This is a genomic window from Staphylococcus simulans, from assembly GCF_002902285.1.
GTDB lineage: Bacteria > Bacillota > Bacilli > Staphylococcales > Staphylococcaceae > Staphylococcus > Staphylococcus simulans.
The window spans coordinates 47,027-71,633 of the sequence record NZ_PPRU01000035.1; the positions used below are offsets into that span (position 1 = coordinate 47,027).

Genomic DNA, 24,607 nt, shown 5'->3' on the forward strand with positions numbered 1-24,607 from the left:
ATGGGAGAAAACAAACAAAACAAACCGGAGTTCCAGTTCACTAAGGAACATAAGAGACTGTTATTAGGGTCAGTCTTCTTAATGGCGACATCAGCCATCGGTCCAGCGTTCTTAACACAAACAGCGGTTTTCACACAACAATTCGCCGCAAGTTTCGCGTTTGCGATCTTATTATCTATCATTATTGATATCGGAGCGCAAATCAATATTTGGCGTATCTTGGTTGTGACAGGCTTACGTGGACAAGAAATCGCGAACAAAATGGTTAAAGGGTTAGGGACCTTCATTTCCATTTTAGTTGCGATCGGTGGTCTGGCCTTCAATATCGGTAACGTCGCAGGAGCCGGTTTAGGTTTAAATGCGATTTTCGGTATTGATGTAAAATGGGGTGCCGCAATTACAGCCATTTTAGCAATTGGCGTATTCATTAGTAAGAGCGGTCAAAAAGTGATGGACTTCGTAACGATGATCTTAGGGGTAATGATGATTGGTATTACAGCGTATGTAATGGTGAAATCAAATCCACCATACTTAGAAGCTGCAGAGAAAATGGTTATGCCTGAACATCCAGGTGCTTTAGTATTACCGATTATCACATTAATTGGTGGTACTGTAGGTGGTTATATCACATTCGCAGGTGCACACAGAATCTTGGATTCAGGAATCAAAGGGAAAGACTATCTTCCGTTTGTTAACCATTCAGCGATTGCTGGTATCTTAACAACAGGTGTCATGCGTGGTTTATTATTCTTAGCTGTATTAGGTGTGGTTGTTACAGGTGTGACATTAAACCCTGAAAACCCGCCAGCATCAGTATTCGAACACGCACTTGGACCAATTGGTAAGAATATCTTCGGTATCGTATTATTCGCAGCTGCCTTATCATCAGTAATCGGCTCAGCGTACACAAGTGCAACATTCTTGAAAACGTTAAGCAAATCATTGATGAAACGCAGTAATATCATTGTGATTGTGTTCATCGTTGTTTCAACGATTACATTCTTATTAATCGGTAAACCAGTTAAATTATTAATCATCGCAGGTGCGTTGAACGGTTTAATCTTACCGATTACATTAGGTGTTATTTTAATCGCAAGTAAGAAAAAGTCAATTGTCGGCGATTACAAGCATCCAACATGGATGTTAATGTTCGGTGTACTTGCTGTACTCGTAACAATCGTAACAGGATTCTTATCATTCCAAGGTTTAGCGGATTTATGGAATTCTTAATAACATCAATCAAAGACACACGAGCAAACGTTGCTCGTGTGCTTTTTTGAGTAATAAGGTATGTGAGGTTTCTAGCATACCGATGTATACATAATAAAGATAAATTTAGTATAAAGGATATATATTTATATAAATGAAAACGCTATACTATAACTAATGAGATAAAAAAGTAATACTTGATTCATCAAAATACTCGTATTTAATCGTTTGGAAAGGATGATTTACATGACAACAGAAGCGGTAATCGGCATCGATTTAGGAACGAGCGCAATTAAACTGATTGCGGTCGATCGCTTAGGCAATGTACTCGGCACACAAAGTGAACCGCTCAAACTTTATCACGACTATCCAGGTTATTCAGAACAAGCACCAGAAGAATGGGTGGCAGCTGCAGTAAATGGGCTCCATCATTTATTAGCACAACCAGTATTATCAGATGTTTTGATTGAAGGTCTTTCATTTTCAGGTCAAATGCATGGACTAGTTATTGTAGATCAGGCAGGTCAACCATTAAGACGTGCAATTTTATGGAACGATACACGTACGACTCCTCAATGTGAACAAATCAAAGCGAAGTATGGTGATCAAGTTCTTGGTAATCCTGTGGTCGAAGGATTTACACTGACTAAACTCTTATGGGTACAACAACATGAACCGGATTTATTTAAACAAATTGATACGTTTATGTTGCCGAAAGACTTTTTACGCTTTGCGTTAACAGGTGGATTGCACACAGAGTATTCAGATGCGGCTGCAACGATGTTATTAAATCCACAAACTAAGGCATGGGATAAAGCGTTAGGTGCTTCGTTTGATATTCCAGACCATATTTATCCAGACTTAGTTGAATCACACGCACAAGTCGGTGTATTAAAAGCTGAGTTACAACAACAATTGTCTCTTAATAAACCTGTACCTGTTTTTGCGGGTGGGGCAGACAATGCATGTGCAGCGCTAGGCTCAGGCGTGATTCATCCTGATGATGCGATTTGTAGTATCGGTACATCAGGTGTGTTATTAATTTGCGAACCTGTCGGAGAATCAGAAGGCTATGGTCATAAAATTCATTTGATGAATCATGCGGTACCGGATGTTAACTATTTAATGGGTGTGACGTTAAGTGCAGGCTATAGTTTGAGTTGGTTTAAACGTGAATTTTATCCTGAAGATGATTTCACCACTTTAATGAAAGATGCTGAAGCGTCTCAAATTGGTGCACACGGTTTAATCTTTACACCTTATCTAGTTGGAGAGCGTACACCGCATGGTGATGCGTCAATTCGAGGCAGCTTTATTGGTATTACAGGTAATCATACACGTGGTGATTTTGGACGTGCAGTGGTAGAGGGTATTACGTATTCTTTATATGATTCATTAGTATACTTGCGTAGTATTGGACGCAATGTGACTAAGATTGTCTCAACAGGTGGCGGTGCTAAGAGTGATTTCTGGCTCCAACTTCAAGCAGATGTCTTCAACACTGAAATCTATAAGTTGAAACATGAAGAAGGACCAAGTATGGGTGCAGCAATGTTAGCAGCATACAGCTTAGGCTGGTATGATTCATTGAAAGATTGTGCAGAAGCCTTTATTCATTATTCAAAAGTGTTCCAACCTGATTTAAAACGTCATCAGACGTATGAAGCATACTTTGAAATTTACCAACAAGCCTATCAAGCTACACGTCATCTCACAAGTGACTTGTTAGCATTTCAAAAATAAATAAAAATCCCTTGAGTACTTTAATAAAGTGCCTCGAGGGATTTCTTTACATAGCGTCTATCAAAATTATTTACCGTTTTTCTCTAAATAGTAACCAATCCAAGCGCCTAATGGAAGACCGATAATTGGTGTTGTGATCGCACTTAACACAATGGCAGAAACAATCATGATAATACCGTTTTTAGAACCAAAGCGCATATGTTTGATTGTTTCTACAACATCTTCTACATATTCCTTGAATGACATAGGATGACCTCCTTTTAGAATTATTATTTAGTTAATTTCAATTTAAATATAACATTTTTGAATGAAAAAGCGTAAGAATGTGAATAATCCAGATTAGAAGAGAGGAGGGAAGAGATGCAGTTTGAATACTTAACAGAAACAACAGAACGGTTAGAAGTCAAACCAATGAATACAGAAGATTATGAGCAATGGGTAAAAGGCTATGCAGGTCGAGCCATGCCTCAAAGTCCTTTTGATGAAGGTTGTTTAGAGATATCTCATTACTCTAAAGCGTGGTTTCAGCGTTTGATTGCACAACAACAAGCGCTTATTCAATCAGATGATACTTATGTCTTTGGTGTATTTCGCAAAGCTGATGGTGTACATCTCGGCAACTTCAATTTAGTAACGTTAGCACGTCAACATTTTCAATGGGCAGAATGCGGTTATGCGATTCATAATCAATTTTGGCGTCAAGGTTATGCGTATGAAGCTTTTACTGCCATATTTAAAATCGCTAAGCGTTTAAAATATCATCGACTAGAAGCCCATGTACATCCAGGTAATCATGCCTCCATCGCCTTATTGAAGAAGTGCGGTTTTGAGTATGAATGTACCAGAACACAATTTATTTTTGAGAACGGGGAATGGACAGATCGTCTGGTTTATTATATCAACTTGAATGATACACCACCGCTTCACCCAACCTCTTTCTAACTTTACAAAAATTTAAAAAACAATTCGGCAGTTTTTCGCTATACTAAAAACAAGCAAACAAAATAGAGAGAACACGATAAAGGAGGCATGCATCATCATGAAAGGCAGATTACTCGTCTCATCAGATATTCATGGACATAAAGAAGCACTCGCAACCTTACTTGCTTATGTAGATTATAATCCTAAACGTGATCAGCTGGTTTTGTTAGGGGATTATGTCAATCATGGACCTGATTCTGATGGGACCCTTAAAATGGTACAACAGTTACATCGTGAAGGTGCGATTGTTTTATTAGGCAATCATGATGTACGCTGGATGAAGTCAAAAGAAAAAGAGAAACGCAAATGGAAAGCTGTCTTAAAACAATTCGACAGTATGGCACATATTGGGGATTACTTATTTGTTCATGCAGGAGTTAACCCTAAGAAGTGTTTATCCAAACAAAAATTAAAAGAAGTATCTGGGTTTGAACCGCCCGCAAAATTATCGCGAAAAATTAAAGGAAAATGTGTCGTACATGGTCATGTACCGACGAAACGATTAGGGGTTAAACAACATCGCATTCACGTCGCAGACCATACGATTGATATCGATACAGGCGCAGGACACGGTAAACGTTTATCACTCGTAGATTTAACACATCAACACGTCTGTGCGGTAGAAGTCGGTCGACTCAAGAAAATTTATGAATATAGCTATGCATAAAAAATAAACCTAAAGGTTGTCGGCCTTTAGGTTTATTTTGATTACTATCTTTCATCAGCTTCTTTATCCGTTTTTCTGAACATCATAAAATTCACCACATTAAAGACAACCAGCAAAATTAATAAGATAACCACTTCAGTCGTGACAGCTTGTTGGCTTTCGTTATTACCAAATATCATAAATGTGATGAGGTTAGGCAACGTAATAACTAAAGCGACCATCATCAACATCCACTCTTTCTTCAGTGCTGTAATACATAAAATGATGCCAATCAGCACACAACCTACAATTAAACTTGTACGACTTGAAAGTGTAATGAACGTATAAATAGGATAGTGTGATGTGAAATATATACTTGCGACAAAAAGGCCCATGACAATGATTCCTAAAAAGAAACAAGCGACATAAAGCTTAATAGGAGTCTTGTCTCTGGATAAGATTTCATAACCCCATTTAATCACTATTGTTTTAATAACCTTCCAAATTAAAAAGCCGACTAAGAGCACTATAGCTAAATGAATGATAAGGCCTAAAGTCAAATTAAATTGACCATAAAAGAAACTGGGCAGAATAGTAAGTAACAACACCATAGTGATTGTTTTAGTTAAAAAACGTACCCATTTACGATCATGAGGGACTTCTTGTGAGATATGATTGATATAAGACTCCACAGAATGATCAGTAATACTTTTGGTCGAATGTCCATGTGCGTGTGCTTCATGGAAATGATCGCGCAATTCTTCTTCAATTGCTTCTACCACGTTTTCATCTTTACCTCTCTCTAGCAACGTCATACGTAATTTCAGTAAAAATGTTTCTTCTGATTGATTTAACATTCTTTGTCACTCCCTAATAGGTTGTTCATGCCTTGATTTAACGCATGCCACTTTTGTTTGAATTGTTTCAGCTCTGATTGTCCTTCATGCGTAATGGTATAGTATTTACGTTTAGGACCACCGGAATCTGATTTACGCGTTTCGCTTTGGATGTAACCTTTTTTACTGAGACGCAGTAATACAGGATAAATACTGCCGTCACTGATTTCTGGAAATTGTTGTGCATTAAGTTTTTCTAGGATTTCGTAACCATAAGTTTCTCCTTGAGCGATTAAAGCTAAAATAGCACCATCTAGTAAACCTTTCATAATTTGATTAGAAATTGTCATATATGTCACCTCGTTACATCAGCAAAAACTAACTAACTTATAATGTAAGATAGTATAGATTATAGTCTTAGTCAACTATCTTATAATAAAAGGTAGTTGACTAAAAAAGACATACACCCCTATGAAAGGATGTATGTCTACTGTTAGTAAATTTATGATGAGTGATGTTGTTGATGTTTTTTCATTTCTTTAGGCATTGAATGACCACAACCTTTGTTGATGTCGCAAGCTGCGCATTTGCCTTGTTTTGATTTTTTGAAGAAGCGGACGATTGTAAAGGCCGCATATCCAAATATCAATAAAAAGATGACAAGATTAATGAGTAGTGTCATAAATAATTCCTCCTAGAAAAAGAGTTGGCTAGATTGGTAGAACACAAATGCTAGGAGATAGGCAATCGCAATCGGATAAAGCGTTGCGATAATCGTCCATTTCCAAGACACTGTTTCTTTTCTGATGGCTGCGACAGTGGACAAACATGGAATGTACAATAAGATAAATAACATAAACGCATACGCTGATGCGGGTGTGAAATGACTCGCAATCATATTTGTTAAACCTTGGCTGTCTACGGCGTAAATAATCGCCATTGCGCTGACAACGACTTCTTTAGCTAAGAAGCCAGGGATTAATGTAGCACCGACTTGCCATGAACTGAATCCTAATGGAATCAATAATGGCGCAATCGCTGCACCGATTAAGTGTAAGAAACTATGGTCAACATCAACGCCAAAGCCAGTTGGACCTGCATAGTTTAATAACCAAATAACGACTGATCCACCGAAGATAAATGTACCTGCTTTTTTCACAAAGCCTTTTGCTTTTTCCCATGTACTACGCCAAAGTGTTTTTGCTGATGGTAAACGATAAGGTGGTAATTCAATCACAAAAACTGAGTTTTCCTTTTTCAAAATTGTTTTTGTCATCACAAAGCTGACAATTAATGCGACGACAATACCAATCACGTATAAACTTAACACGATGAGTGCTTGGTGTGTTTGGAAGAAAACACCTACAAATAATGCGTATACAGGTAAACGCGCTGAACATGACATGAATGGTGTAATTAAAATCGTCGTTAAACGCTCTTTCTCTTGTTCAATAGAACGCGTTGCCATGACACCTGGTACATTACAACCAAAACCGATAATCATTGGGATAAATGATTTACCATTAAGACCTAAGCCTTCCATGACTTTATCCATAATCAAGGCAATACGTGCCATATAACCTGAATCCTCTAATACTGAAATAAAGAAGAATAGAATTAAGATTTGCGGTACGAAAACTAAGACAGCACCGACACCTGCGATAATCCCATCTGTAATCAAATCTTTCATGAATGGGAAGAGTCCAATCGCATCCATTCCTTGGTTGACCCAATCTGTAAAGGTACCGCCGATAAATTCATCTAATTTATCTGACAGCGGGGTACCGATCCATGAGAAGGTCGCTTGGAAAATCAGCCACATGATACCTAAAAAGATAGGGATACCTAAAATCTTATTTGTTAAAATTTTGTCGATACGGTCAGTCAAATATTGTTTTTTCTTATCTTGATGCGTAATGACATCTTCAATAAGTGTGTCGATAAACTCAGTACGTGAACGACGCATACTATCCACGATTGAAATATCTAATTGTTCAGCAAGATGATTACGGATTTGACGTAAATCTTCATGATGATGTGCACTGATATAGTGTTCAATGGCTGGATTGCCCAGTAAATATTGAACAGCGATAAAACGATGGCGTTTCTCAGGCAATTCTAAATGATGTTTTAAATAATGTTGTATTTCAGATAAGGCGTGTTCAACTTTATGCTCGTATGGAATTTTCAATGGTTGTGATGTAGATAAAGTTTCTTCTTTCAAGAGTTCTAAGATGCTATCGATACCTTGGCCGCTTCTCGCCACAATCGGCAAGATCGGCAACTTCAAACGACGCATCAATAAATTACGATTGATTTGGATGCCGCGTTTCTCTGCGACATCGCCCATATTTAAACAAAGTAATAAAGGCGCCCCGAATTCCATCAATTGTGTCGTTAATAATAAATTACGTTTTAATTGTACTGCGTCGACAATGTTGATGATTTTTGAAAACTCATCGTGCAGTAAATAATCTGTCACGACTGTTTCATCTTTCGAAATCGGTAATAAGTCATAAATACCAGGTAAATCGACCAGATCTCCTTGCTTATCTGATAAAATACCGACTTTCTTTTCAACGGTCACACCGCTCCAGTTGCCGACATATTCATATGAACCTGTCAGAGCATTGAACAGTGTGGTTTTGCCGACATTCGGATTGCCGACAATACAATAGGTATTAGACATGCGCTTGCTCCAATGTGATTTTACATGCATCACAATGTCTGATGCCGATACATTGTCCGTCCATTTCTAATGTGCATGGACCTTTCATAAAGAATTTCTGACGTACTTTAATTTTGCTTCCGACTGTAAAACCAAGTGCGCTTAAGCGATGTGCTAGCATTGTATTATCGAAGTTCATGTTGATGATTTTATAAGTTAAACCTTTTTTGGCGTTTGCTGCGTCTACCATACGGGACACCTCTCTCGTTTATTACTAATTGATAACTATTATCATTGATATTTTACACTAAAAAGAAGATGACTACAATATAAAGTTTAAAAGTTATTTCGAACATTATTTGAACAGTGTTACATTTTTTGTTTGTTTCAAACAAACTGAGTATGTGTATGAACCTTTACAAAATTTTGAAAATGGATTGTCAAGCCTATTGCCTTTTAAGTTTGTTGTATATTATAATCAATCTTGTTAACAAACATTTTGTCATCATAATAATGATAGAAATGATTTTTTTGTTTTAGGCACAAATTTTAGTGCGATTATTTATTCCTCATCTTAGAACATCTCCAACTCGCAACGAAAAAGCTAGGCTGTTTATGTAAGAATAGACAGTTGCTTAAACTTCATGACCACGCATGTAGACATGCGTTATTTTCAAATGATGCATTTTTTTATTCCATTAACCTAAAATTAATTTAACACTTGATCATGCACGCTTATGCATATCTTAGTTGTTTTTGTGACTTCAATGTTTAATGCATTTAATGTTAAGCAAGTATGAAGCTATTTTTGCGTTTCTTTAGGTTTATTGTATACTTTGTTGTTTCTGTCGTTAATTGCGATTTAAGAATGTTAATTACATGTAAAACTTATGCAACAATTCAATTAATGTGAATTAATTTATTTTGTTTTCCTTTATAATGGTTATCAAACGGTCGGAATTTGTTGTGTAAGTTAAAATAACTTTAACGTTTCTGACATGTATCATTCAATTTCCGCATTACGGAGGTAACGAAGCAATATGGAAGAAAATAATAGTTTTGATTTTTCAAATGTATGGAGGATAATCAAGCGTTACTTAAAGTGGTTGATTATTTTTCCTATTGCAGGTCTGATTTTAAGCGTGCTGTTAACAGCACTTATAGCGCAACCGAAATATGAAGCAACTTCACAAGTATTGATTGAAAAAAGTGATAAAGGCGATTTGACGATGGCTGAGAAATACCAAGCTGATTCTCAAATTGTGGCTACATATACAGATATTGCGAAAAGCCCACGTGTCTTAGGCAAAGTGGCAGAAGAGATTGGAAAAGATGAAGATGCGAAATCCATCACTGAGAAGGTAGAAGTGAACAACCAACCGAATTCTCAAGTATTGAACTTTACCGCAACGGCTAATAGTGAGAAAGATGCGGTGGAAATCGCAGATACTGCTGCTGAAGTACTTAAAGAAGAGGTCAATGCAATATCACCAGATGGCGGTATTGAAATTCTTTCTAAATCCAAAGATGATGTGAAAGAAATTTCATCAAGCATTGCTAAAAATGCATTTATAGGGTTGGTCGCAGGCTTTATTATCGCAGTTATTTTAATCTTAATCCGAGAGTTCTTAAATCAATCAAAAAGTTCTTCAAAATCAAATACACATCAGACACAATATACACAACAACGTAGACGTACAAAACGAGAAGATTTAACACAAGATGACTTTGAACGCTAAGATAAGCGCAAGTCTTGCAGCAAGAATCTGAGAGGAACAGCGGGTTGGGACAGGTAAGCTTCCCAACTTTTTTCATTTCATTTAGAAATAACATAAACATTACACCGAGAGTAAACAGAGATCAATTAATTGAGGTGAAATAAAGTGTCAAAAATTTCCGCAAGACAGCAGCGACTGATATTACTATTGTTTATTGATTCAATCATTGTTGCTTTTTCTGTCTTTTTGAGTTATTTAATTCTTGAACCGTATTTCCGCGGTTATTCTTTATCATTGTTAATTTTATCATCACTGGTATTGCTGTTTTCTCATCACATCTTTGCCAGTGTATTCAACTTATACCACCGGGCTTGGGAATATGCGAGTGTCAATGAAATGATTGTCATAGTTAAAGCGGTCACATGTTCGATGGCCATGACCGTTTTAATCGTACCGTTCTTTACACATGAAGGTCCGTTTTTGAGATTATACTTCATCACATGGATGATGCATGTGTTATTAATCGGGGGCTCTCGTTTATCATGGCGTTTATTTAGAAGAACACTGGTACGTAAAGGCGTTAAACGTAAGAATACATTAGTTATCGGCGCTGGTGAAGGCGGTTCAATGTTGATTAACCAAATGTTGAAACGTCCGACTATGGGCATGGAACCTGTTGTAGTCGTGGATGATGATCCAAAGAAACAAAAGTTGACGATTACAGAAGGAGTTAAAGTTCAAGGTACTATTGAAGATATCCCAGATTTAGTTAATAAATATCGTATTAAAAATATCATTATTGCGATACCAACGTTAACACAACAGCGCTTAAGAGAAATTAATAGTATTTGTGAAAACACACAAGCGACTGTTTTGAAAATGCCGAACATTGAAGAAGTTATGTCAGGTAAATTAGAAGTCAGCCAATTAAAGAAAGTGGAAGTTGAAGATTTACTTGGACGTGATCCTGTAGAGTTGGACATGGAAATGATTTCAAAAGAATTAACACATCAAACGATTATGGTTACAGGTGCCGGCGGTTCAATCGGTTCTGAAATTTGTCGACAAGTGTGTCGTTTTGCACCCGCACGTATTATTTTGTTAGGACATGGTGAAAACAGTATTTACTTAATTCACCAAGAACTTCAAAAACAATACGGCGATCAAATTGATATCGTACCGGTTATCGCTGATATTCAAGACCGTTCACGCTTATTTAAAATCGTCAGTCATTACCAACCATATGTGGTTTACCATGCAGCTGCACATAAACATGTGCCGATGATGGAATATAACCCAAGTGAAGCGATTAAAAATAACGTAATCGGAACGAAAAATGTGGCTGAAGCAGCGCGAGAAGCGAGAGTATCTAAGTTCGTTATGATTTCTACAGATAAAGCAGTGAATCCGCCGAATGTGATGGGTGCGTCTAAACGTGCCGCTGAAATGATTGTACAAAGTATGAATGAAGAAAACAGTCATACGAACTTTGTGGCAGTAAGATTCGGTAATGTATTAGGTTCACGTGGTTCTGTTATCCCATTATTCAAGAAACAAATTGAAGCGGGCGGTCCAATTACAGTGACACACCCTGAAATCACACGTTACTTTATGACAATCCCTGAAGCAGCACGTCTGGTATTACAAGCAGGTGCGATTGCGGATGGCGGTGAAGTCTTCGTATTAGATATGGGAGAACCTGTTAAAATCGTAGATCTTGCGAAAAACCTAATTCGCTTAAGCGGTTATAGAGATGGAGACATTGAAATCAAATTCACAGGTCTCAGACCTGGTGAAAAGTTATATGAAGAGTTGCTTGATGAAGACGAAATCCATCCAGAACAAGTTTATGAAAAATCTACCGCGGTAAAGTAGAAGAAATGAAAAATGAAGATGTCCTACGTATTTTAGATGAGATTATTCATAGTAAGGACTATAAACAAAAATTAATTGATCTTGCGAATCATCGCTATGACATTAACAATAAACCACAAAAAGATGATGAAGGGAACACTGACATCCCTCCCTTTCGTCTAATCAAATAACACCTCAACTAAGCATCTGATGAAAATCAGGTGCTTTTGTTAAAAGTTGACTATTACACGATAAAACCCTAATATTATCAGTGATGTAAACGTTACAATTTGTGATGAAATCACAGTTTGAAGATAAAGAGATGAACGTTTTAAATGTGGCTGTTTAAAAGACAAGTCAAGGTATAATCTTGATAATTTCAGACCACCTGATGAAAAAGGAGATATTGTATGACTAAGATTAAAAAAGCAGTAATTCCCGCAGCAGGCCTAGGAACACGTTTCCTACCAGCAACAAAAGCGATGCCGAAAGAAATGTTGCCGATTTTAGATAAGCCGACGATTCAATATATCGTTGAAGAAGCCTATCGCGCAGGAATTGAAGACATTATTATTGTGACAGGTAAACACAAACGTGCCATTGAAGATCACTTTGATAATCAAGTTGAACTTGAAAACAACTTAAGAGAAAAAGGCAAAACAGATTTATTAGAGAAAGTGCAACGCTCTACACACTTAGCCAACGTATTTTATGTCCGTCAGCGTGAACAAAAAGGTTTAGGCCATGCGATTTGGACAGCAAGACAATTCATCGGTAATGAACCATTCGCTGTTTTACTTGGTGATGATATTGTGGAATCTGATACACCAGCGATTAAACAATTAATGGATGTTTATGATGAAACAGGCAAATCTGTCATCGGTGTACAAACAGTGCCAGAAAAGGAAACACACCGTTATGGTATTGTGAAACCTGAGAAGCAAAATGGGCGTTTGTATGAAGTGGAAAAATTCGTCGAAAAACCAGCGCCAGGGACAGCACCATCAAACCTTGCGATTATGGGGCGTTATGTCTTAACACCTGAAATATTCGATTATTTATCTACGCAAGATAAAGGCAGCGGCGGCGAAATTCAATTAACAGATGCGATTGAACGCTTGAATCATGACGATGAAGTGTTTGCGTATGATTTTGAAGGACATCGTTTTGATGTTGGAGAGAAAATCGGTTTCGTTAAAACGACGATTGCTTATGCATTAAAAGATGATGAAATGAAAGAAGAAATCAAATCATATATCCAATCTTTAGATTTATAAGCCATAATTTATAACAGAGGATGTTTATTCGCATCTTCTGTTTTTTTCATGCACAAAATAGGAAGTTTCCGTTATAGATTAATAACTTAGGGTATATTAATAATGAATAGGTTAATACTAAACTTTATCAAGAAAGAAGTGAAGTTGTATGTATAATAATATTTTAGTACCGTATGATTTCGGTAATGCGTTCAACAATGTACCAGACCAATTAGAAGCTTTAACAAGAGGAAATGATCAAGCCAAAATCACTGTGTATCATGTGATTTCTGAAACTGAATTAGCAAACTATGTACGTTATCAAAACAAACACTTTGAAGAAGTGACAAAAGAAAAAGAAGTCGACATGAAACCATTTATACAAATCCTTGAAGATAAAGGCATGAACTGTGAAATTGTCTTTACAACAGGTAGTCCGACAATTGAAATTTTAGATGAGTTAGAGAAAAATCATTATGATATCGTTGTGATGAGTAACAAACGTTCTCGCATTGAAATTAAACACGTACTAGGCCATGTGACTCATAAAGTCGCAAAACGTTCTAATACGCCAGTATTAATCGTTAAGTAAATCTATAACATGGTCGTTGAATAGATATGACAGTTAGAAACCGCTTCGGCGGTTTCTTTTACATTTCTCTGATAAAAAGGGGTAGAGGTAAGAAAAAGAGGAGGTATTTCCATGGAAATCTTAAAGTATCAAGATTGGAAAGAAGAGCATCAAACATTACATTTAATTGCGCAAATACTAGGTAAATATAAATTAGCGTGTGCTTATCAAGCACCTCAATGGGAACATGTAGTCTTAAATATTACACCTGAAGGCTTTACGACAGGGATGTTGTATTTTGGTGAAAAATATTTCTCAATCAGCGTGAACGTATTAGACGATCAAATCGAAGTGCGTGTGAATGAAGATATGACAACCTTCCCACTACAAGATGGTAAAACAGTTCAAGACTACTACAAACAAATCACAGGAACAGTTAAAGAGTTTGATATTGAAGTTGACATTAATCCAGAACCTCAAGAATTGGCAGATAAAACACCATTTGATGAAGATACGAAACATCACCATTATGACCATGATAAAGCAGTGAAAGCTATCCAACTCTTTCAGTATGCGAATCGTGCATTAGAACGCTTTGTGCACCCTTTACGTGCACGTGTAGAAGGTCCTGGTTTATTCTGGGGAACATTCGATGTATCAACATTAGTGGTGTATAACGAAATGCATGAAACATTCAAACCACGCCAAGTGATTGAATATGGTTGTTTCGATGAACGTTTTGTAGAATTTGGTTTCTGGTTCGGTGATGATAACTTTGAAGGACCTACTTTCTTCGTCTTACCTTATCCATTCGTAGATGCTGACTTTACGTATGAAGGTACATTACCAGAAGGCGCTTATTTCAGTAAACAATTAACAGAATTTGTTTATGAGTTACAACGCGGTGATTTAGATGAATTAGATACGATAGATGAAACATTTAAACGCGGCTTTGAAATCTTTACTGAGCACCAAGGTTGGGAAGACACGTCACATTATACGATTCCATTGAATATGCCGAAGAATAACGTATCAGACCATGAGTAATAGCACATCTATGATAATTCCGTTATAATAAACGTACATATAAATTCTCAACTAAGAAGGAGCGAAGACATCCATGATTGAAATGGACGGCATTGTAGCCAAGATGAAAAATCAAAAAATCAATTACGATAGAGTCTTAAAGAAAATGATACAGCAATGGGAGCGCTCAGAGGAACGTCCTAAAATCTTATTGCACAGTTGTTGTGCGCCTTGTAGTACGTATGTGTTAGAGTTTTTGACACAGTATGCGGATGTGGCGATTTATTTTGCGAACCCGAATATTCATCCAAAGAAAGAATATGAACGTCGTGCGTATGTACAAGAAGCATTTATTAAAGATTTCAATGAACGTAATGGGACAAATGTCCGCTATATCGAAGCCCCTTACAAGCCGCATGAATTTATGAAGATGGCGAAAGAACGTGGTGTGACAGATGAACCAGAAGGCGGCTTACGTTGTACGGCATGTTTTGAAATGCGTTTGGATATGGTGGCAGAAGCGGCTGTCAAATATGGTTATGATTATTTCGGCAGCGCATTAACATTATCGCCAAAGAAAAATGCGCAGTTGATTAATGAAATAGGATCAGAAGTTCAAAAATTATATGATGTTAATTATTTACCGAGTGATTTCAAAAAAAATAAAGGCTATGAACGTTCTTTAGAAATGTGTCGAGACTATAATATTTATCGTCAATGTTATTGTGGCTGTGTTTTTGCGGCACAAGCACAAGGGATTGACTTTAAAGAAGTGAATAAAGCAGCCCAAGCTTTCTTTGATGAGCTTGAGCACAATGAAACTACACAATCATAAATCAATTAAGCTCCCGATGAGGCAGGCACTGATACAGTGAATCCTTTATCGGGAGCTTTTTTTTTTATTTGAGTTTGTGATTAATCTCATTGACTAAGCGTTTATTCTTAATATAGTTGATGATCCAAATCATACTGTAGATGAAGAGGAAGATGAGTGTAAATACCAAGATATTTAATAAATCGAGCGGGAACCATCCAGCTAACATCGCAAGCGGTAAGAATCCAACATAACAGAGTACTAAATGGACGAGTGTTGTTTTAAGCAAGCTCCAATCTGTTTTATAATAAATCATTTCAGCGAGTGTGAAGAGTACACCAATTAATCCCCATATGATGACACATACGAACATGGTCATCACTTCAGAAAGATGTGTATGATAGTACATTCCCATTGTTGAAACGGGTGATAAGGGTTCGTATTGACCTTGCGCAAAAATAAACGAGAAGATAAGAGACATTGTGATACCTATCGTTATGCCAACCATAAAACCGATACATAATTGTTTAATCATATGTTTCATTGGAATAACCTCGCTTTCAATTGTTTTAAATAACGTCGTGAGGAATAAGTTGCTTCACCATGTTTCATTTCGATATGAATCATACCGTTTTTACTTAAGCTTAAGTGCTTAATATTATGCATGTTAATGATTTCTGATTGTGAGATTCTGATGAAATCCTTTGGCAAGGATTGTTCTAGCTGATAAAAGCGCTGTTGAATGTGCAGACGATGCGAGGTTGTATAGGCGAAGAGTTTGCGCTGTTCTGAACGGATGTAGAGGAAATCTTCTATGGGGAAGCGGTATGTTTTATCATTTTCTTTGCCTGTTAAAGTTTGAATGGTTGATGTTTGTTGTGCAGCTTGTATAATCGCATCGACTGTTTTGGAATGTTCGTGTGCGTAAATATCAACATATTCTTCAGGATAAGTCGGATCAAAATAGGAATTGATTTTCATGAGCACTCGCTCCTCTCTTTAATTCTATTAAAGCAGAGCTTGATGATTATGAGAATAGTTTTGATACATGTGGTATCAAGGGGACGACAAGTGGTTAAAAAACAAAAAAAGAGAGAAGGTCTGGGGAAACCTTCTCTCCATTACAGTGATTTTAGAAATGAAGGGGAATCATTTCTAGTACTTGTAATAACAATATCAATTTTTAAGGAGTTTACTCATTGTTCAATACACTCAGGGGAAAGTGTATTGAGACTAACCATTTAGTATATTTCTATCAGAGTTCATCAATATGATTGGTTATCATTCTTATTACTTACTTTGCCTACAATTTTTAAGGAGTGGATTGAGCATGTATGACATGCAGACGTTGAATCCTCTGTCATCCAATCTATCTGTTTCATGAATGCTCAACTTTTGAATATACCTACGACTCATTTTTAGAGATAAGCTCGTGCATTCGATTCATATTATCGGGGCACATCATTCCTTACAGCCGCTTACGAAAGTTGGGAGTATACTAAGTAAATGGTTGGGGAGCCACTTACTTTAAAATGCAGCTGTTTTGAAATTTTGTTGTTAATTTGATGTATCAGGGGAAACACATCAAAGTTTAATATGATTCGAATATGTCAGCATCGAAATTAGGATGGGGTAATCCTGTCTTCGTTTTCGCTTATATGAGCAACTCACCTCCTGAAATATACTAAAATTGATACATGTTTCTTTAGGATGCGGGGAACATCTTTAAAGAAATATGCAGCAACATGACAGAAATCCTACCACGGTGTTCCTGCCAATGACATTTCTAGGTTGTTGTTCTGAGATGTACTCGTTCACTGTAAAGCGTCGCATTATCGTAAAATAATGCCGCCAAATTAAAATATTAAATAGATAGCGTTGTTTAAAGCGCTCATCTATCTGTTGTTCGTGTCTCAGGGGTCTCTTGAACAACATTATCGCTTGAAACAACTTTGTTATCTATTTCACATACTACAATAACATGAGTTGTGATTAAAATCACTATAAATGGTGCATAACTTTTTAGAGTTGTGACGTTATTGTGAAACTGTACAGTTTACTGTTGTACTATGTAAGCGCTGTACCACCACAGAATGATTGTATACAATATGGAATATTGTGTTTCTTCCTATTAAAATAAGAAATGAGCGTCGTTTGTGTATATAGGACAAGGGTATAATAAATATAAAGTGCTGATTATTGTTTGAAAGGAAGGATACTTGTATGGCAATCAAAGTAAAACGCATTTATGATGACAAAGCAGAAGACGATGGTGTACGTGTATTAGTGGATCGAGTTTGGCCACGTGGTATTTCAAAAGAAAATGCGAATTTGGATGAATGGTTAAAAAATATCGGACCGACAAAAGAATTAAGAGAGTGGTTCAACCATGATGCAGATAAGTTCGAAGACTTTAAAAAGAAATATATCAAAGAACTTGAAAACAATGATGAACAAAATGAAGAACTCAAAACATTAGAAGGCATGGTTAAAGATGCACGTAAAGATGTGATTATTCTATTTGGCGCTAAAGATGAAAAACATAATCAAGCTGTTGTCTTACAATCTTATTTGAAAGATCAAGGATACAAGTAACGTTAAATTAACCAGTAATCATTGAATAAATATTGAAGCAATCCAGTAATGCATATAACGCTTTACTGGATTGTTTTTTATTTGCAATTAAAAATTTACTGTTATAATACAGTGATTTTTGAATGTAACACTTAATCTAACAGAGTCACAACCTTGACACATGTTTATTAAAACGTTTTCATATTTTAGTGATTTATTTCACAAGTAAAGGTATAATATTATGTGAAAAGGTGAACAAACAATAAACCTAAAATACACATTATCCATGGAGGGATATCAATGATTGAACCAAAATCAAGAAAACAATCAGCATGGGCAGGATTTGAGACTGGCAAATGGACTTCAGAAGTGGATGTTAGAAACTTTATTCAATTGAACTACACAATGTACAATGGCGATTCATCATTCTTAGAATCACCAACACGTGCAACAAGTGATTTATGGAAACAAGTTATGGAATTATCTAAAGAAGAACGCGATCGTGGCGGCATGTGGGATATGGACACTAAAGTTGCATCAACAATCGTTTCACATGATGCAGGCTACTTAAACAAAGACACTGAACAAATTGTAGGTGTTCAAACTGAAAAACCATTCAAACGTTCAATGCAACCATTCGGTGGTATTCGTATGGCGAAAGCAGCTTGTGAAGCATACGGTTATGAATTAGATAAAGAAACTGAAAAAATCTTTACTGACATTCGTAAAACACATAACCAAGGTGTATTCGATGCTTACTCTAAAGAAATGTTAGCTTGTCGTAAAGCAGGTATCATCACAGGCTTACCAGATGCATACGGACGTGGACGTATTATCGGTGACTATCGTCGTGTAGCATTATATGGTGTGGACTACTTAATTGAAGAAAAAGTAAAAGACTTCAATAACATGTCTACTGAAATGGACGAAGCAACAATCCGTTTACGTGAAGAATTATCTGAACAACACCGTGCATTACATGAATTAAAAGCAATGGCTGAAATGTATGGTTATGACATCAGCAAACCAGCTACAAACTTCAAAGAAGCAGTTCAATGGTTATACTTTGCATACTTAGCAGCAATCAAAGAACAAAACGGTGCTGCAATGAGTTTAGGACGTACTTCTACATTCTTAGACATCTATGCAGAACGTGACTTACAAAATGGTGACATCACTGAACGTGAAGTACAAGAAATTGTGGATCACTTCATTATGAAATTACGTCTTGTAAAATTTGCAAGAACACCTGACTACAACGAATTATTCTCAGGAGACCCAACTTGGGTAACTGAATCAATCGGTGGTGTAGGTATTGACGGACGTCACATGGTTACTAAAAACTCATTCCGTTTCTTACACACATTAGATAACTTAGGACCAGCTCCAGAACCAAACTTAACAGTTTTATGGTCACAACGTTTACCAGAAAACTTCAAAACTTTCTGTGCTGAAATGAGTATCAAATCAAGTGCGATCCAATACGAAAACGATGACTTAATGCGTGAAAGCTATGGCGATGACTATGGTATCGCATGTTGTGTATCTGCAATGCGTATCGGTAAACAAATGCAATTCTTCGGTGCACGTGCTAACTTAGCGAAAACTTTACTTTACGCTATCAACGGCGGTAAAGATGAAAAATCAGGTAAACAAGTAGGTCCAGAATTCGTACCAGTAACTTCAGAAATCTTAGACTACGATGAAGTGTATGCGAAATTCGATCAAATGATGGAATGGTTAGCAGGCGTTTATATCAACTCTCTAAACATCATCCATTACATGCATGATAAATACAGCTACGAACGTATTGAAATGGCGTTACATGATACAGATGTTATGCGCACAATGGCAACAGGTATCGCAGGTTTATCAGTAGCTGCAGACTCATTATCAGCAATCAAATACGGTGAAGTTCGCGCTATCCGTAACGAAGATGGCTTAGCAGTAGATTTCGAAACAACTGGCGACTTCCCTAAATATGGTAACAACGATAAACGTGTAGACGATATCGCTGTAGAATTAGTAAAATCATTCATGAAAAAATTACGTAAACACAAAACTTACCGTGATTCAGAACATACTATGAGTGTCTTAACAATCACTTCAAACGTTGTTTATGGTAAGAAAACTGGTAATACACCAGATGGACGTAAAGAAGGCGAACCATTCGCACCAGGTGCTAACCCAATGCACGGACGTGACGAACACGGTGCATTAGCATCATTATCATCAGTTGCGAAAATCCCTTACGAATATTGTAAAGATGGTATCTCTAATACATTCAGTATCGTGCCTAAATCATTAGGTAAAACAGATATGGAACAAAACCATAACTTAGTTTCTGTATTAGATGGTTATGCAATGCAACATGGTCACCACTTAAATATCAACGTATTTAACAGAGACACATTATTAGACGCAATGGAACATCCTGAAGAGTATCCACAATTAACAATCCGTGTATCTGGATACGCAGTTAACTTCATTAAATTAACAAGAGAACAACAACTAGATGTTATCTCAAGAACATTCCACGAAAGAATGTAATTAAGGTAAAAGCCGCATTTATTGCGGCTTGATGCCTATTATGAATAAAAAGTATGCCGTATAAAAAATAAGAGTAATATGGATCATGAAACAAAAAGAAAGGACGATTATTATGGAAGGAAGAATTCACTCAGTAGAAAGTTTAGGGACAGTTGACGGCCCAGGCCTTCGCTATATTATATTTACGCAAGGATGTTTGTTAAGATGCCTGTACTGTCATAACCCTGACACTTGGGGTTTGACTGACGCATCCCGTAAAGCGACAGTTGACGAATTAGTGGATGAGATTCTTCCATATCGTCCTTACTTTACTGTCTCTGGCGGAGGTGTCACAATCAGCGGTGGCGAACCTTTGCTTCAAATGCCATTTGTAGAAGCATTATTTAAAGAGCTTAAAAAAGCAGATATTCACACATGCATTGATACTTCGGCAGGCTGTGTGAATGAAACAAAAGCATTTCTTTCCCATTTAGATAATTTGCTTGAGTATACTGACTTGATTTTGCTCGATTTAAAACATATTGATAATGAAAAACATATCGCATTAACAGGTAAACCTAATGAACATATTATTAAATTTGCGAAGATGTTGTCAGAACGAAAACAACCTGTTTGGATTCGCCATGTCCTTGTACCAGGTTATACTGATGATGAAGAAGATTTAATTAAACTCGGTGAATTTATTAACTCACTTGAGAATGTAGAACGCTTTGAAATCTTACCTTATCATCAACTTGGTGTGCATAAGTACGAAGCATTAGAACTTGAATATCCACTTGAAGGTGTAATCGAACCGACAACAGAAGAAGTTGTACGTGCATACGATTTAGTAAACTTTAAAGGTATCACTCCAGTTAGTGTATAAATATTAGAACTAAAAAAACAGACGCTTAGAATGAATTTTTCTATGTGTCTGTTTTTCAATATGCTTAGATTGACATGAGATGAAATTCTTTTTTAAGATAAAGTTGTTGTTCAAATCTAATGAATCAGTTTTTGAATTAAACGACTTAAAGTTAGGGAAGAGATAAATAAGTCGAGAGGATAAAACTTCACAACATTTCAAGGAGGGCATACTATGTTTGAAAAAATCTTAACATCATTAGGTGTAGGTGCATTAACAGTAGAAACACGTTTAGAAAAAGATGTGTTTGATGCTAATGAATTGATTAAAGGTAAAGTCGTATTAAAAGGCGGAGATGCGGATCAACAAATCTCTAAAATTAAATTATCTTTAATCGAACACAAAGAAAATGAAACAGAACACAGTGACTTTGATGAAATGGAAAATGTTTTACAAGTCTATGAAATTCATAGTGAACAAGTCGTTGAAGCAGCACAAACAGTGGAGAAACCATTTGAATTTCCACTAGAGAATTATGAATTCCAAAAAGATACAGATGCGTTGACGCTCAGAACTTATGTTTATATTGATAATGGTGCTGACGCAGAAGAAGACGCTGAAATTTCAATTCAATAAACTATAATTATTTGAAGTATATAAAGAAACACCACATCATTTCTATCGCAAAGGTTGAGGTTTGTGATAAAAGTGATGTGGTGTTTTTATGTTTGCTTTTGTATTTCAAATCATCTTGAAATACGAATGACCACTTTGCCAGTTGCGTGGCCTTGTTGAATGTATTCTAAAGCTTTATCTGTTTCTTCAAAATCAAAAGTTAAGTCTAACACAGGTTTGATTTTACCTGATTCAATCAATTGTCTGATTTTGTTGAGTTGTGAACGACTGTCACGTGTAAAGATAAAGTGATATGAAGCGTGATGTTGGCGTGCTGCACGATGAACTTTACGGGCCGCAAATTTTAATAAGAAACGTTTCCATAAAGAGAGTTTCAAATCTTTCGCGGTTTGCGCATCAGGAATGCCGCTGATAGAAACCACTTTACCTAAAGGTTTTAAAATCTTAAATGCTGAAAATAAGTTTTCGCCGCCTAACGTATCAAAAACACCATCATAGTTGGTTAAACTATCAGTAAAGTTTTGACGACGGTAGTCGATGATGTTATCAGCACCGAGATCTTTGACAAGCTCACGATTTTTACTGCTGGTTGTTGTCGCAACGTAAGCGCCTAATACTTTCGCAAATTGAATCGCAAAAGAACCAACGCCCCCAGAGCCTGCTTGGATTAAAACTTTTTGATCTTTGGTTAAATGCATGACGTCATTTAAAGCTTGGTAAGAAGTTAAACCTGCCATAGGAATAGAAGCAGCTTCTTCATAACTTAAGTGATTTGGCATTGCCGCAATTTGGTTTTGCGTAGCCGTAATATATTCTGCGAAAGCACCTGCTTTTAAGCCATAGACATTGTCACCGACTTGGAATGCAGAAATATGCTTGCCGACTTCCACGATTTCCCCCGCAAAATCATGTCCCATAATATAAGGTGTTTTATAATTAAAGAAGAGGCGCATTTTACCGCCTTGCGCAATTTTAAAATCGACCGGATTGACACTTGCCGCATGTATTTTAATAAGCACTTGATTGTCTTTGATTTTAGGTCGTTTGATTTCTTTTAATTCTGCTTTGGCATGTTTGCCATATTTTTTATTGATGATTGCTCGCATTTTCACTTTTGCCATACCCTAAACACTTCCAATTTCTAATTTACTTTATTATACACCTACTTTCCCTAGAAATACGCAGTTTAATCTATGTTTCACAAGCTTGTGAAATTGTGTTATTTATATTCTTGGCGCAAATAATTGTTTTTGATTTTGACTCATTCTCTATTCATTTCATTCTCGTTTTGATGTATTCTCATGGTAAAATATAAGTAAGCAAGTGTCACAAAGCACAGATGAAAGAGAATACTTGAAGGAGTGACAGTATTATGAGAATGGTGGATTTAATCGATAAGAAAAGGGACGGCAAGGCATTAACGACTGAAGAAATTAATTGGATGGTCGAACACTATACGAATGGTGACATCCCAGATTATCAAATGTCGAGTCTTGCGATGGCAATTTATTTCCAAGATATGAATGATGAAGAGCGTGCTGCTTTAACCATGGCAATGGTACATTCAGGAGATATGATTGATTTATCCAAAATTGAAGGGATTAAAGTTGATAAACACTCTACAGGCGGCGTAGGAGATACGACGACATTAGTACTTGCGCCACTCGTTGCGGCAGTGGGTGTACCAGTTGCTAAGATGAGCGGACGTGGATTAGGACACACAGGCGGTACTATCGATAAATTAGAAGCGGTTGATGGCTTCCATGTAGAAATCTCAGAAGATGAGTTCATTCGTCTTGTAAATGAAGATAAATTAGCAGTAATTGGACAATCAGGTAACTTAACACCGGCCGATAAGAAGATTTATGCATTGCGTGATGTGACAGGTACAGTAAATTCTATCCCATTAATCGCATCTTCTATTATGAGTAAGAAGATTGCGGCGGGTGCCGATGCGATTGTTTTAGATGTTAAGACAGGTAACGGCGCATTCATGAAGACGTTAGATGATGCGAAAGCATTGGCACATGCGATGGTTAAAATCGGTAATGATGTCGGCAGACAAACTATGGCGATTATTTCTGATATGAGTCAACCACTCGGCAATGCGATTGGTAATGCGCTTGAATTAAAAGAAGCAATCGATACATTACGTGGTGAAGGACCAGAAGATCTAACTGAACTTGTAATGACGCTTGGTTCTCAAATGGTCTTGCTCGGCGGTAAAGCTGAAACATTAGATGAAGCACGTACGTTACTTCAAGAAGCTATTGATAGCGGTGCAGCTTTAGATAAATTCCGCACATTCATAGGCAATCAAGGGGGTAATACAGAAGTAGTAGACCATCCTGAATTATTACCTCAAGCCAAATACCAAATTGACATTCCAGCCAAATCAAGCGGTGTTGTCACTGAGATTGTGGCGAACGAAATGGGTATTGCGTCTATGATGCTAGGTGCAGGACGCCAAACAAAAGAAGATGAAATAGATTTAGCTGTCGGCTTAGTTCTGCATAAAAAAGTCGGAGACAAAGTTGAAGAGGGCGAAAGCCTGATGACAGTTTACAGTAATACGGAATCCATTGATGATGTCAAAGCTAAAATCTATGATAATATTACGATTGCGCAAACAGGTGAAGCACCGACATTGATTCATACGGTGATTACTGAATAAATTTGAA

Annotated in this window: 23 protein-coding genes and 1 pseudogene; 15 read left to right on the forward strand and 9 right to left on the reverse strand. The window is 36.7% G+C overall.

The features are described from left to right. The gene (locus tag CD112_RS08410) at positions 1 to 1,230 is read left to right on the forward strand and encodes an NRAMP family divalent metal transporter (RefSeq protein ID WP_002479873.1); all 1,230 of its coding nucleotides are present in this window, start codon (positions 1 to 3) and stop codon (positions 1,228 to 1,230) included. A 225-nt stretch (positions 1,231 to 1,455) separates the two neighbouring features. Beyond that, positions 1,456 to 2,952, forward strand: coding sequence for a xylulokinase (gene xylB, locus CD112_RS08415; protein ID WP_103364154.1), 1,497 nt, complete (start codon positions 1,456 to 1,458; stop codon positions 2,950 to 2,952). A 66-nt stretch (positions 2,953 to 3,018) separates the two neighbouring features. Here the strand turns inward: xylB and CD112_RS08420 are convergent, their stop codons facing one another. Continuing rightward, entirely contained in the window at positions 3,019 to 3,198 is a 180-nt protein-coding gene (locus tag CD112_RS08420; protein WP_002479871.1) for a VraH family peptide resistance protein, read from the reverse strand. A 114-nt stretch (positions 3,199 to 3,312) separates the two neighbouring features. Between CD112_RS08420 and CD112_RS08425 the strand changes: the two genes are divergently transcribed. Continuing rightward, positions 3,313 to 3,894, forward strand: coding sequence for a GNAT family N-acetyltransferase (locus tag CD112_RS08425; RefSeq protein ID WP_060803564.1), 582 nt, complete (start codon positions 3,313 to 3,315; stop codon positions 3,892 to 3,894). A 97-nt stretch (positions 3,895 to 3,991) separates the two neighbouring features. Continuing rightward, a complete protein-coding gene (locus tag CD112_RS08430; RefSeq protein ID WP_002479869.1) occupies positions 3,992 to 4,600 on the forward strand; it encodes a metallophosphoesterase in 609 nt (202 codons plus the stop codon). A 44-nt stretch (positions 4,601 to 4,644) separates the two neighbouring features. On the opposite strand, the gene CD112_RS08435 is transcribed toward CD112_RS08430, so the two are convergent. From CD112_RS08435 to CD112_RS08455, 5 genes are all read right to left on the reverse strand, one after another. Further along, positions 4,645 to 5,436, reverse strand: a complete 792-nt coding sequence (locus tag CD112_RS08435) for a hypothetical protein (RefSeq protein WP_060803565.1) — start codon at positions 5,434 to 5,436, stop codon at positions 4,645 to 4,647. Continuing rightward, the gene (locus tag CD112_RS08440) at positions 5,430 to 5,765 is read right to left on the reverse strand and encodes a PadR family transcriptional regulator (protein WP_023015505.1); all 336 of its coding nucleotides are present in this window, start codon (positions 5,763 to 5,765) and stop codon (positions 5,430 to 5,432) included. The genes CD112_RS08435 and CD112_RS08440 overlap by 7 nt, the downstream gene beginning before the upstream one ends. Positions 5,766 to 5,917: 152 nt before the next feature. Then, positions 5,918 to 6,097, reverse strand: a complete 180-nt coding sequence (locus CD112_RS08445) for a FeoB-associated Cys-rich membrane protein (protein ID WP_002479867.1) — start codon at positions 6,095 to 6,097, stop codon at positions 5,918 to 5,920. A 12-nt stretch (positions 6,098 to 6,109) separates the two neighbouring features. Further along, on the reverse strand, positions 6,110 to 8,104 hold the full coding sequence (gene feoB, locus CD112_RS08450) for a ferrous iron transport protein B (protein WP_103364155.1): 1,995 nt from the start codon (positions 8,102 to 8,104) through the stop codon (positions 6,110 to 6,112). Further along, the gene (locus CD112_RS08455) at positions 8,097 to 8,333 is read right to left on the reverse strand and encodes a FeoA family protein (protein ID WP_002479865.1); all 237 of its coding nucleotides are present in this window, start codon (positions 8,331 to 8,333) and stop codon (positions 8,097 to 8,099) included. Before CD112_RS08455 ends, feoB begins: the two co-directional genes overlap by 8 nt. A gap of 790 nt (positions 8,334 to 9,123) precedes the next feature. Between CD112_RS08455 and CD112_RS08460 the strand changes: the two genes are divergently transcribed. From CD112_RS08460 to CD112_RS08485, 6 genes and pseudogenes are all read left to right on the forward strand, one after another. Next, on the forward strand, positions 9,124 to 9,822 hold the full coding sequence (locus tag CD112_RS08460; protein ID WP_103364156.1) for a YveK family protein: 699 nt from the start codon (positions 9,124 to 9,126) through the stop codon (positions 9,820 to 9,822). A gap of 144 nt (positions 9,823 to 9,966) precedes the next feature. Continuing rightward, positions 9,967 to 11,846, forward strand: a pseudogene (locus CD112_RS08465) (polysaccharide biosynthesis protein). Positions 11,847 to 12,065: 219 nt separating this feature from the next. After that, positions 12,066 to 12,932 carry a UTP--glucose-1-phosphate uridylyltransferase GalU gene (galU, locus tag CD112_RS08470; protein WP_002479862.1) on the forward strand — a complete coding sequence of 289 codons (867 nt, stop codon included), beginning with the start codon at positions 12,066 to 12,068 and terminating at the stop codon, positions 12,930 to 12,932. Between the two features lie 148 nt (positions 12,933 to 13,080). Then, complete coding sequence (locus CD112_RS08475; RefSeq protein WP_103364157.1) at positions 13,081 to 13,503, forward strand: universal stress protein; 423 nt, start codon at positions 13,081 to 13,083, stop codon at positions 13,501 to 13,503. A gap of 111 nt (positions 13,504 to 13,614) precedes the next feature. After that, positions 13,615 to 14,529, forward strand: coding sequence for a DUF5996 family protein (locus CD112_RS08480; RefSeq protein WP_002479860.1), 915 nt, complete (start codon positions 13,615 to 13,617; stop codon positions 14,527 to 14,529). A gap of 73 nt (positions 14,530 to 14,602) precedes the next feature. After that, positions 14,603 to 15,343 (forward strand): epoxyqueuosine reductase QueH, encoded by a 741-nt coding sequence (locus tag CD112_RS08485; protein ID WP_002479859.1) that lies wholly within the window; start codon positions 14,603 to 14,605, stop codon positions 15,341 to 15,343. 64 nt (positions 15,344 to 15,407) lie between these two features. Here the strand turns inward: CD112_RS08485 and CD112_RS08490 are convergent, their stop codons facing one another. Next, positions 15,408 to 15,866, reverse strand: coding sequence for a DUF3021 domain-containing protein (locus tag CD112_RS08490; protein WP_057510022.1), 459 nt, complete (start codon positions 15,864 to 15,866; stop codon positions 15,408 to 15,410). Then, positions 15,863 to 16,303 (reverse strand): LytTR family DNA-binding domain-containing protein, encoded by a 441-nt coding sequence (locus CD112_RS08495; RefSeq protein ID WP_002479857.1) that lies wholly within the window; start codon positions 16,301 to 16,303, stop codon positions 15,863 to 15,865. Before CD112_RS08495 ends, CD112_RS08490 begins: the two co-directional genes overlap by 4 nt. Positions 16,304 to 17,545: 1,242 nt before the next feature. Between CD112_RS08495 and CD112_RS08500 the strand changes: the two genes are divergently transcribed. The 4 genes from CD112_RS08500 (at position 17,546) to CD112_RS08515 (ending at position 21,926) form a co-directional block, all read left to right on the forward strand. After that, positions 17,546 to 17,917, forward strand: a complete 372-nt coding sequence (locus CD112_RS08500) for a DUF488 domain-containing protein (RefSeq protein WP_002479856.1) — start codon at positions 17,546 to 17,548, stop codon at positions 17,915 to 17,917. Between the two features lie 279 nt (positions 17,918 to 18,196). After that, a complete protein-coding gene (gene pflB / locus CD112_RS08505) occupies positions 18,197 to 20,446 on the forward strand; it encodes a formate C-acetyltransferase (protein WP_002479855.1) in 2,250 nt (749 codons plus the stop codon). Positions 20,447 to 20,555: 109 nt separating this feature from the next. After that, the gene (gene pflA / locus CD112_RS08510) at positions 20,556 to 21,311 is read left to right on the forward strand and encodes a pyruvate formate-lyase-activating protein (protein WP_057510118.1); all 756 of its coding nucleotides are present in this window, start codon (positions 20,556 to 20,558) and stop codon (positions 21,309 to 21,311) included. A 213-nt stretch (positions 21,312 to 21,524) separates the two neighbouring features. Beyond that, positions 21,525 to 21,926, forward strand: coding sequence for a sporulation protein (locus CD112_RS08515; protein WP_002479853.1), 402 nt, complete (start codon positions 21,525 to 21,527; stop codon positions 21,924 to 21,926). Positions 21,927 to 22,036: 110 nt separating this feature from the next. Here CD112_RS08515 and CD112_RS08520 read toward each other — a convergent pair whose 3' ends face one another. After that, positions 22,037 to 23,032: an NADP-dependent oxidoreductase gene (locus tag CD112_RS08520; RefSeq protein WP_031262648.1), complete on the reverse strand. Its 996-nt coding sequence runs from the start codon at positions 23,030 to 23,032 to the stop codon at positions 22,037 to 22,039. Positions 23,033 to 23,298: 266 nt separating this feature from the next. Between CD112_RS08520 and CD112_RS08525 the strand changes: the two genes are divergently transcribed. Next, positions 23,299 to 24,600 carry a pyrimidine-nucleoside phosphorylase gene (locus CD112_RS08525; protein ID WP_103364158.1) on the forward strand — a complete coding sequence of 434 codons (1,302 nt, stop codon included), beginning with the start codon at positions 23,299 to 23,301 and terminating at the stop codon, positions 24,598 to 24,600. Positions 24,601 to 24,607 lie beyond the last annotated feature (7 nt).

Coding starts and splice junctions, on each gene's coding strand:
- CD112_RS08515 (WP_002479853.1), top strand. CDS start 21,525: ATGTTTGAAAAAATCTTAACATCATTAGGTGTAGGTGCATTAACAGTA.
- CD112_RS08520 (WP_031262648.1), bottom strand. CDS start 23,032: ATGCGAGCAATCATCAATAAAAAATATGGCAAACATGCCAAAGCAGAA.
- CD112_RS08475 (WP_103364157.1), top strand. CDS start 13,081: ATGTATAATAATATTTTAGTACCGTATGATTTCGGTAATGCGTTCAAC.
- CD112_RS08425 (WP_060803564.1), top strand. CDS start 3,313: ATGCAGTTTGAATACTTAACAGAAACAACAGAACGGTTAGAAGTCAAA.
- CD112_RS08495 (WP_002479857.1), bottom strand. CDS start 16,303: ATGAAAATCAATTCCTATTTTGATCCGACTTATCCTGAAGAATATGTT.
- xylB (WP_103364154.1), top strand. CDS start 1,456: ATGACAACAGAAGCGGTAATCGGCATCGATTTAGGAACGAGCGCAATT.
- galU (WP_002479862.1), top strand. CDS start 12,066: ATGACTAAGATTAAAAAAGCAGTAATTCCCGCAGCAGGCCTAGGAACA.
- CD112_RS08435 (WP_060803565.1), bottom strand. CDS start 5,436: ATGTTAAATCAATCAGAAGAAACATTTTTACTGAAATTACGTATGACG.
- CD112_RS08455 (WP_002479865.1), bottom strand. CDS start 8,333: ATGGTAGACGCAGCAAACGCCAAAAAAGGTTTAACTTATAAAATCATC.
- CD112_RS08480 (WP_002479860.1), top strand. CDS start 13,615: ATGGAAATCTTAAAGTATCAAGATTGGAAAGAAGAGCATCAAACATTA.
- feoB (WP_103364155.1), bottom strand. CDS start 8,104: ATGTCTAATACCTATTGTATTGTCGGCAATCCGAATGTCGGCAAAACC.
- CD112_RS08445 (WP_002479867.1), bottom strand. CDS start 6,097: ATGACACTACTCATTAATCTTGTCATCTTTTTATTGATATTTGGATAT.
- CD112_RS08525 (WP_103364158.1), top strand. CDS start 23,299: ATGAGAATGGTGGATTTAATCGATAAGAAAAGGGACGGCAAGGCATTA.
- CD112_RS08440 (WP_023015505.1), bottom strand. CDS start 5,765: ATGACAATTTCTAATCAAATTATGAAAGGTTTACTAGATGGTGCTATT.
- CD112_RS08410 (WP_002479873.1), top strand. CDS start 1: ATGGGAGAAAACAAACAAAACAAACCGGAGTTCCAGTTCACTAAGGAA.
- CD112_RS08460 (WP_103364156.1), top strand. CDS start 9,124: ATGGAAGAAAATAATAGTTTTGATTTTTCAAATGTATGGAGGATAATC.
- CD112_RS08420 (WP_002479871.1), bottom strand. CDS start 3,198: ATGTCATTCAAGGAATATGTAGAAGATGTTGTAGAAACAATCAAACAT.
- CD112_RS08430 (WP_002479869.1), top strand. CDS start 3,992: ATGAAAGGCAGATTACTCGTCTCATCAGATATTCATGGACATAAAGAA.
- CD112_RS08500 (WP_002479856.1), top strand. CDS start 17,546: ATGGCAATCAAAGTAAAACGCATTTATGATGACAAAGCAGAAGACGAT.
- pflB (WP_002479855.1), top strand. CDS start 18,197: ATGATTGAACCAAAATCAAGAAAACAATCAGCATGGGCAGGATTTGAG.
- CD112_RS08490 (WP_057510022.1), bottom strand. CDS start 15,866: ATGAAACATATGATTAAACAATTATGTATCGGTTTTATGGTTGGCATA.
- CD112_RS08485 (WP_002479859.1), top strand. CDS start 14,603: ATGATTGAAATGGACGGCATTGTAGCCAAGATGAAAAATCAAAAAATC.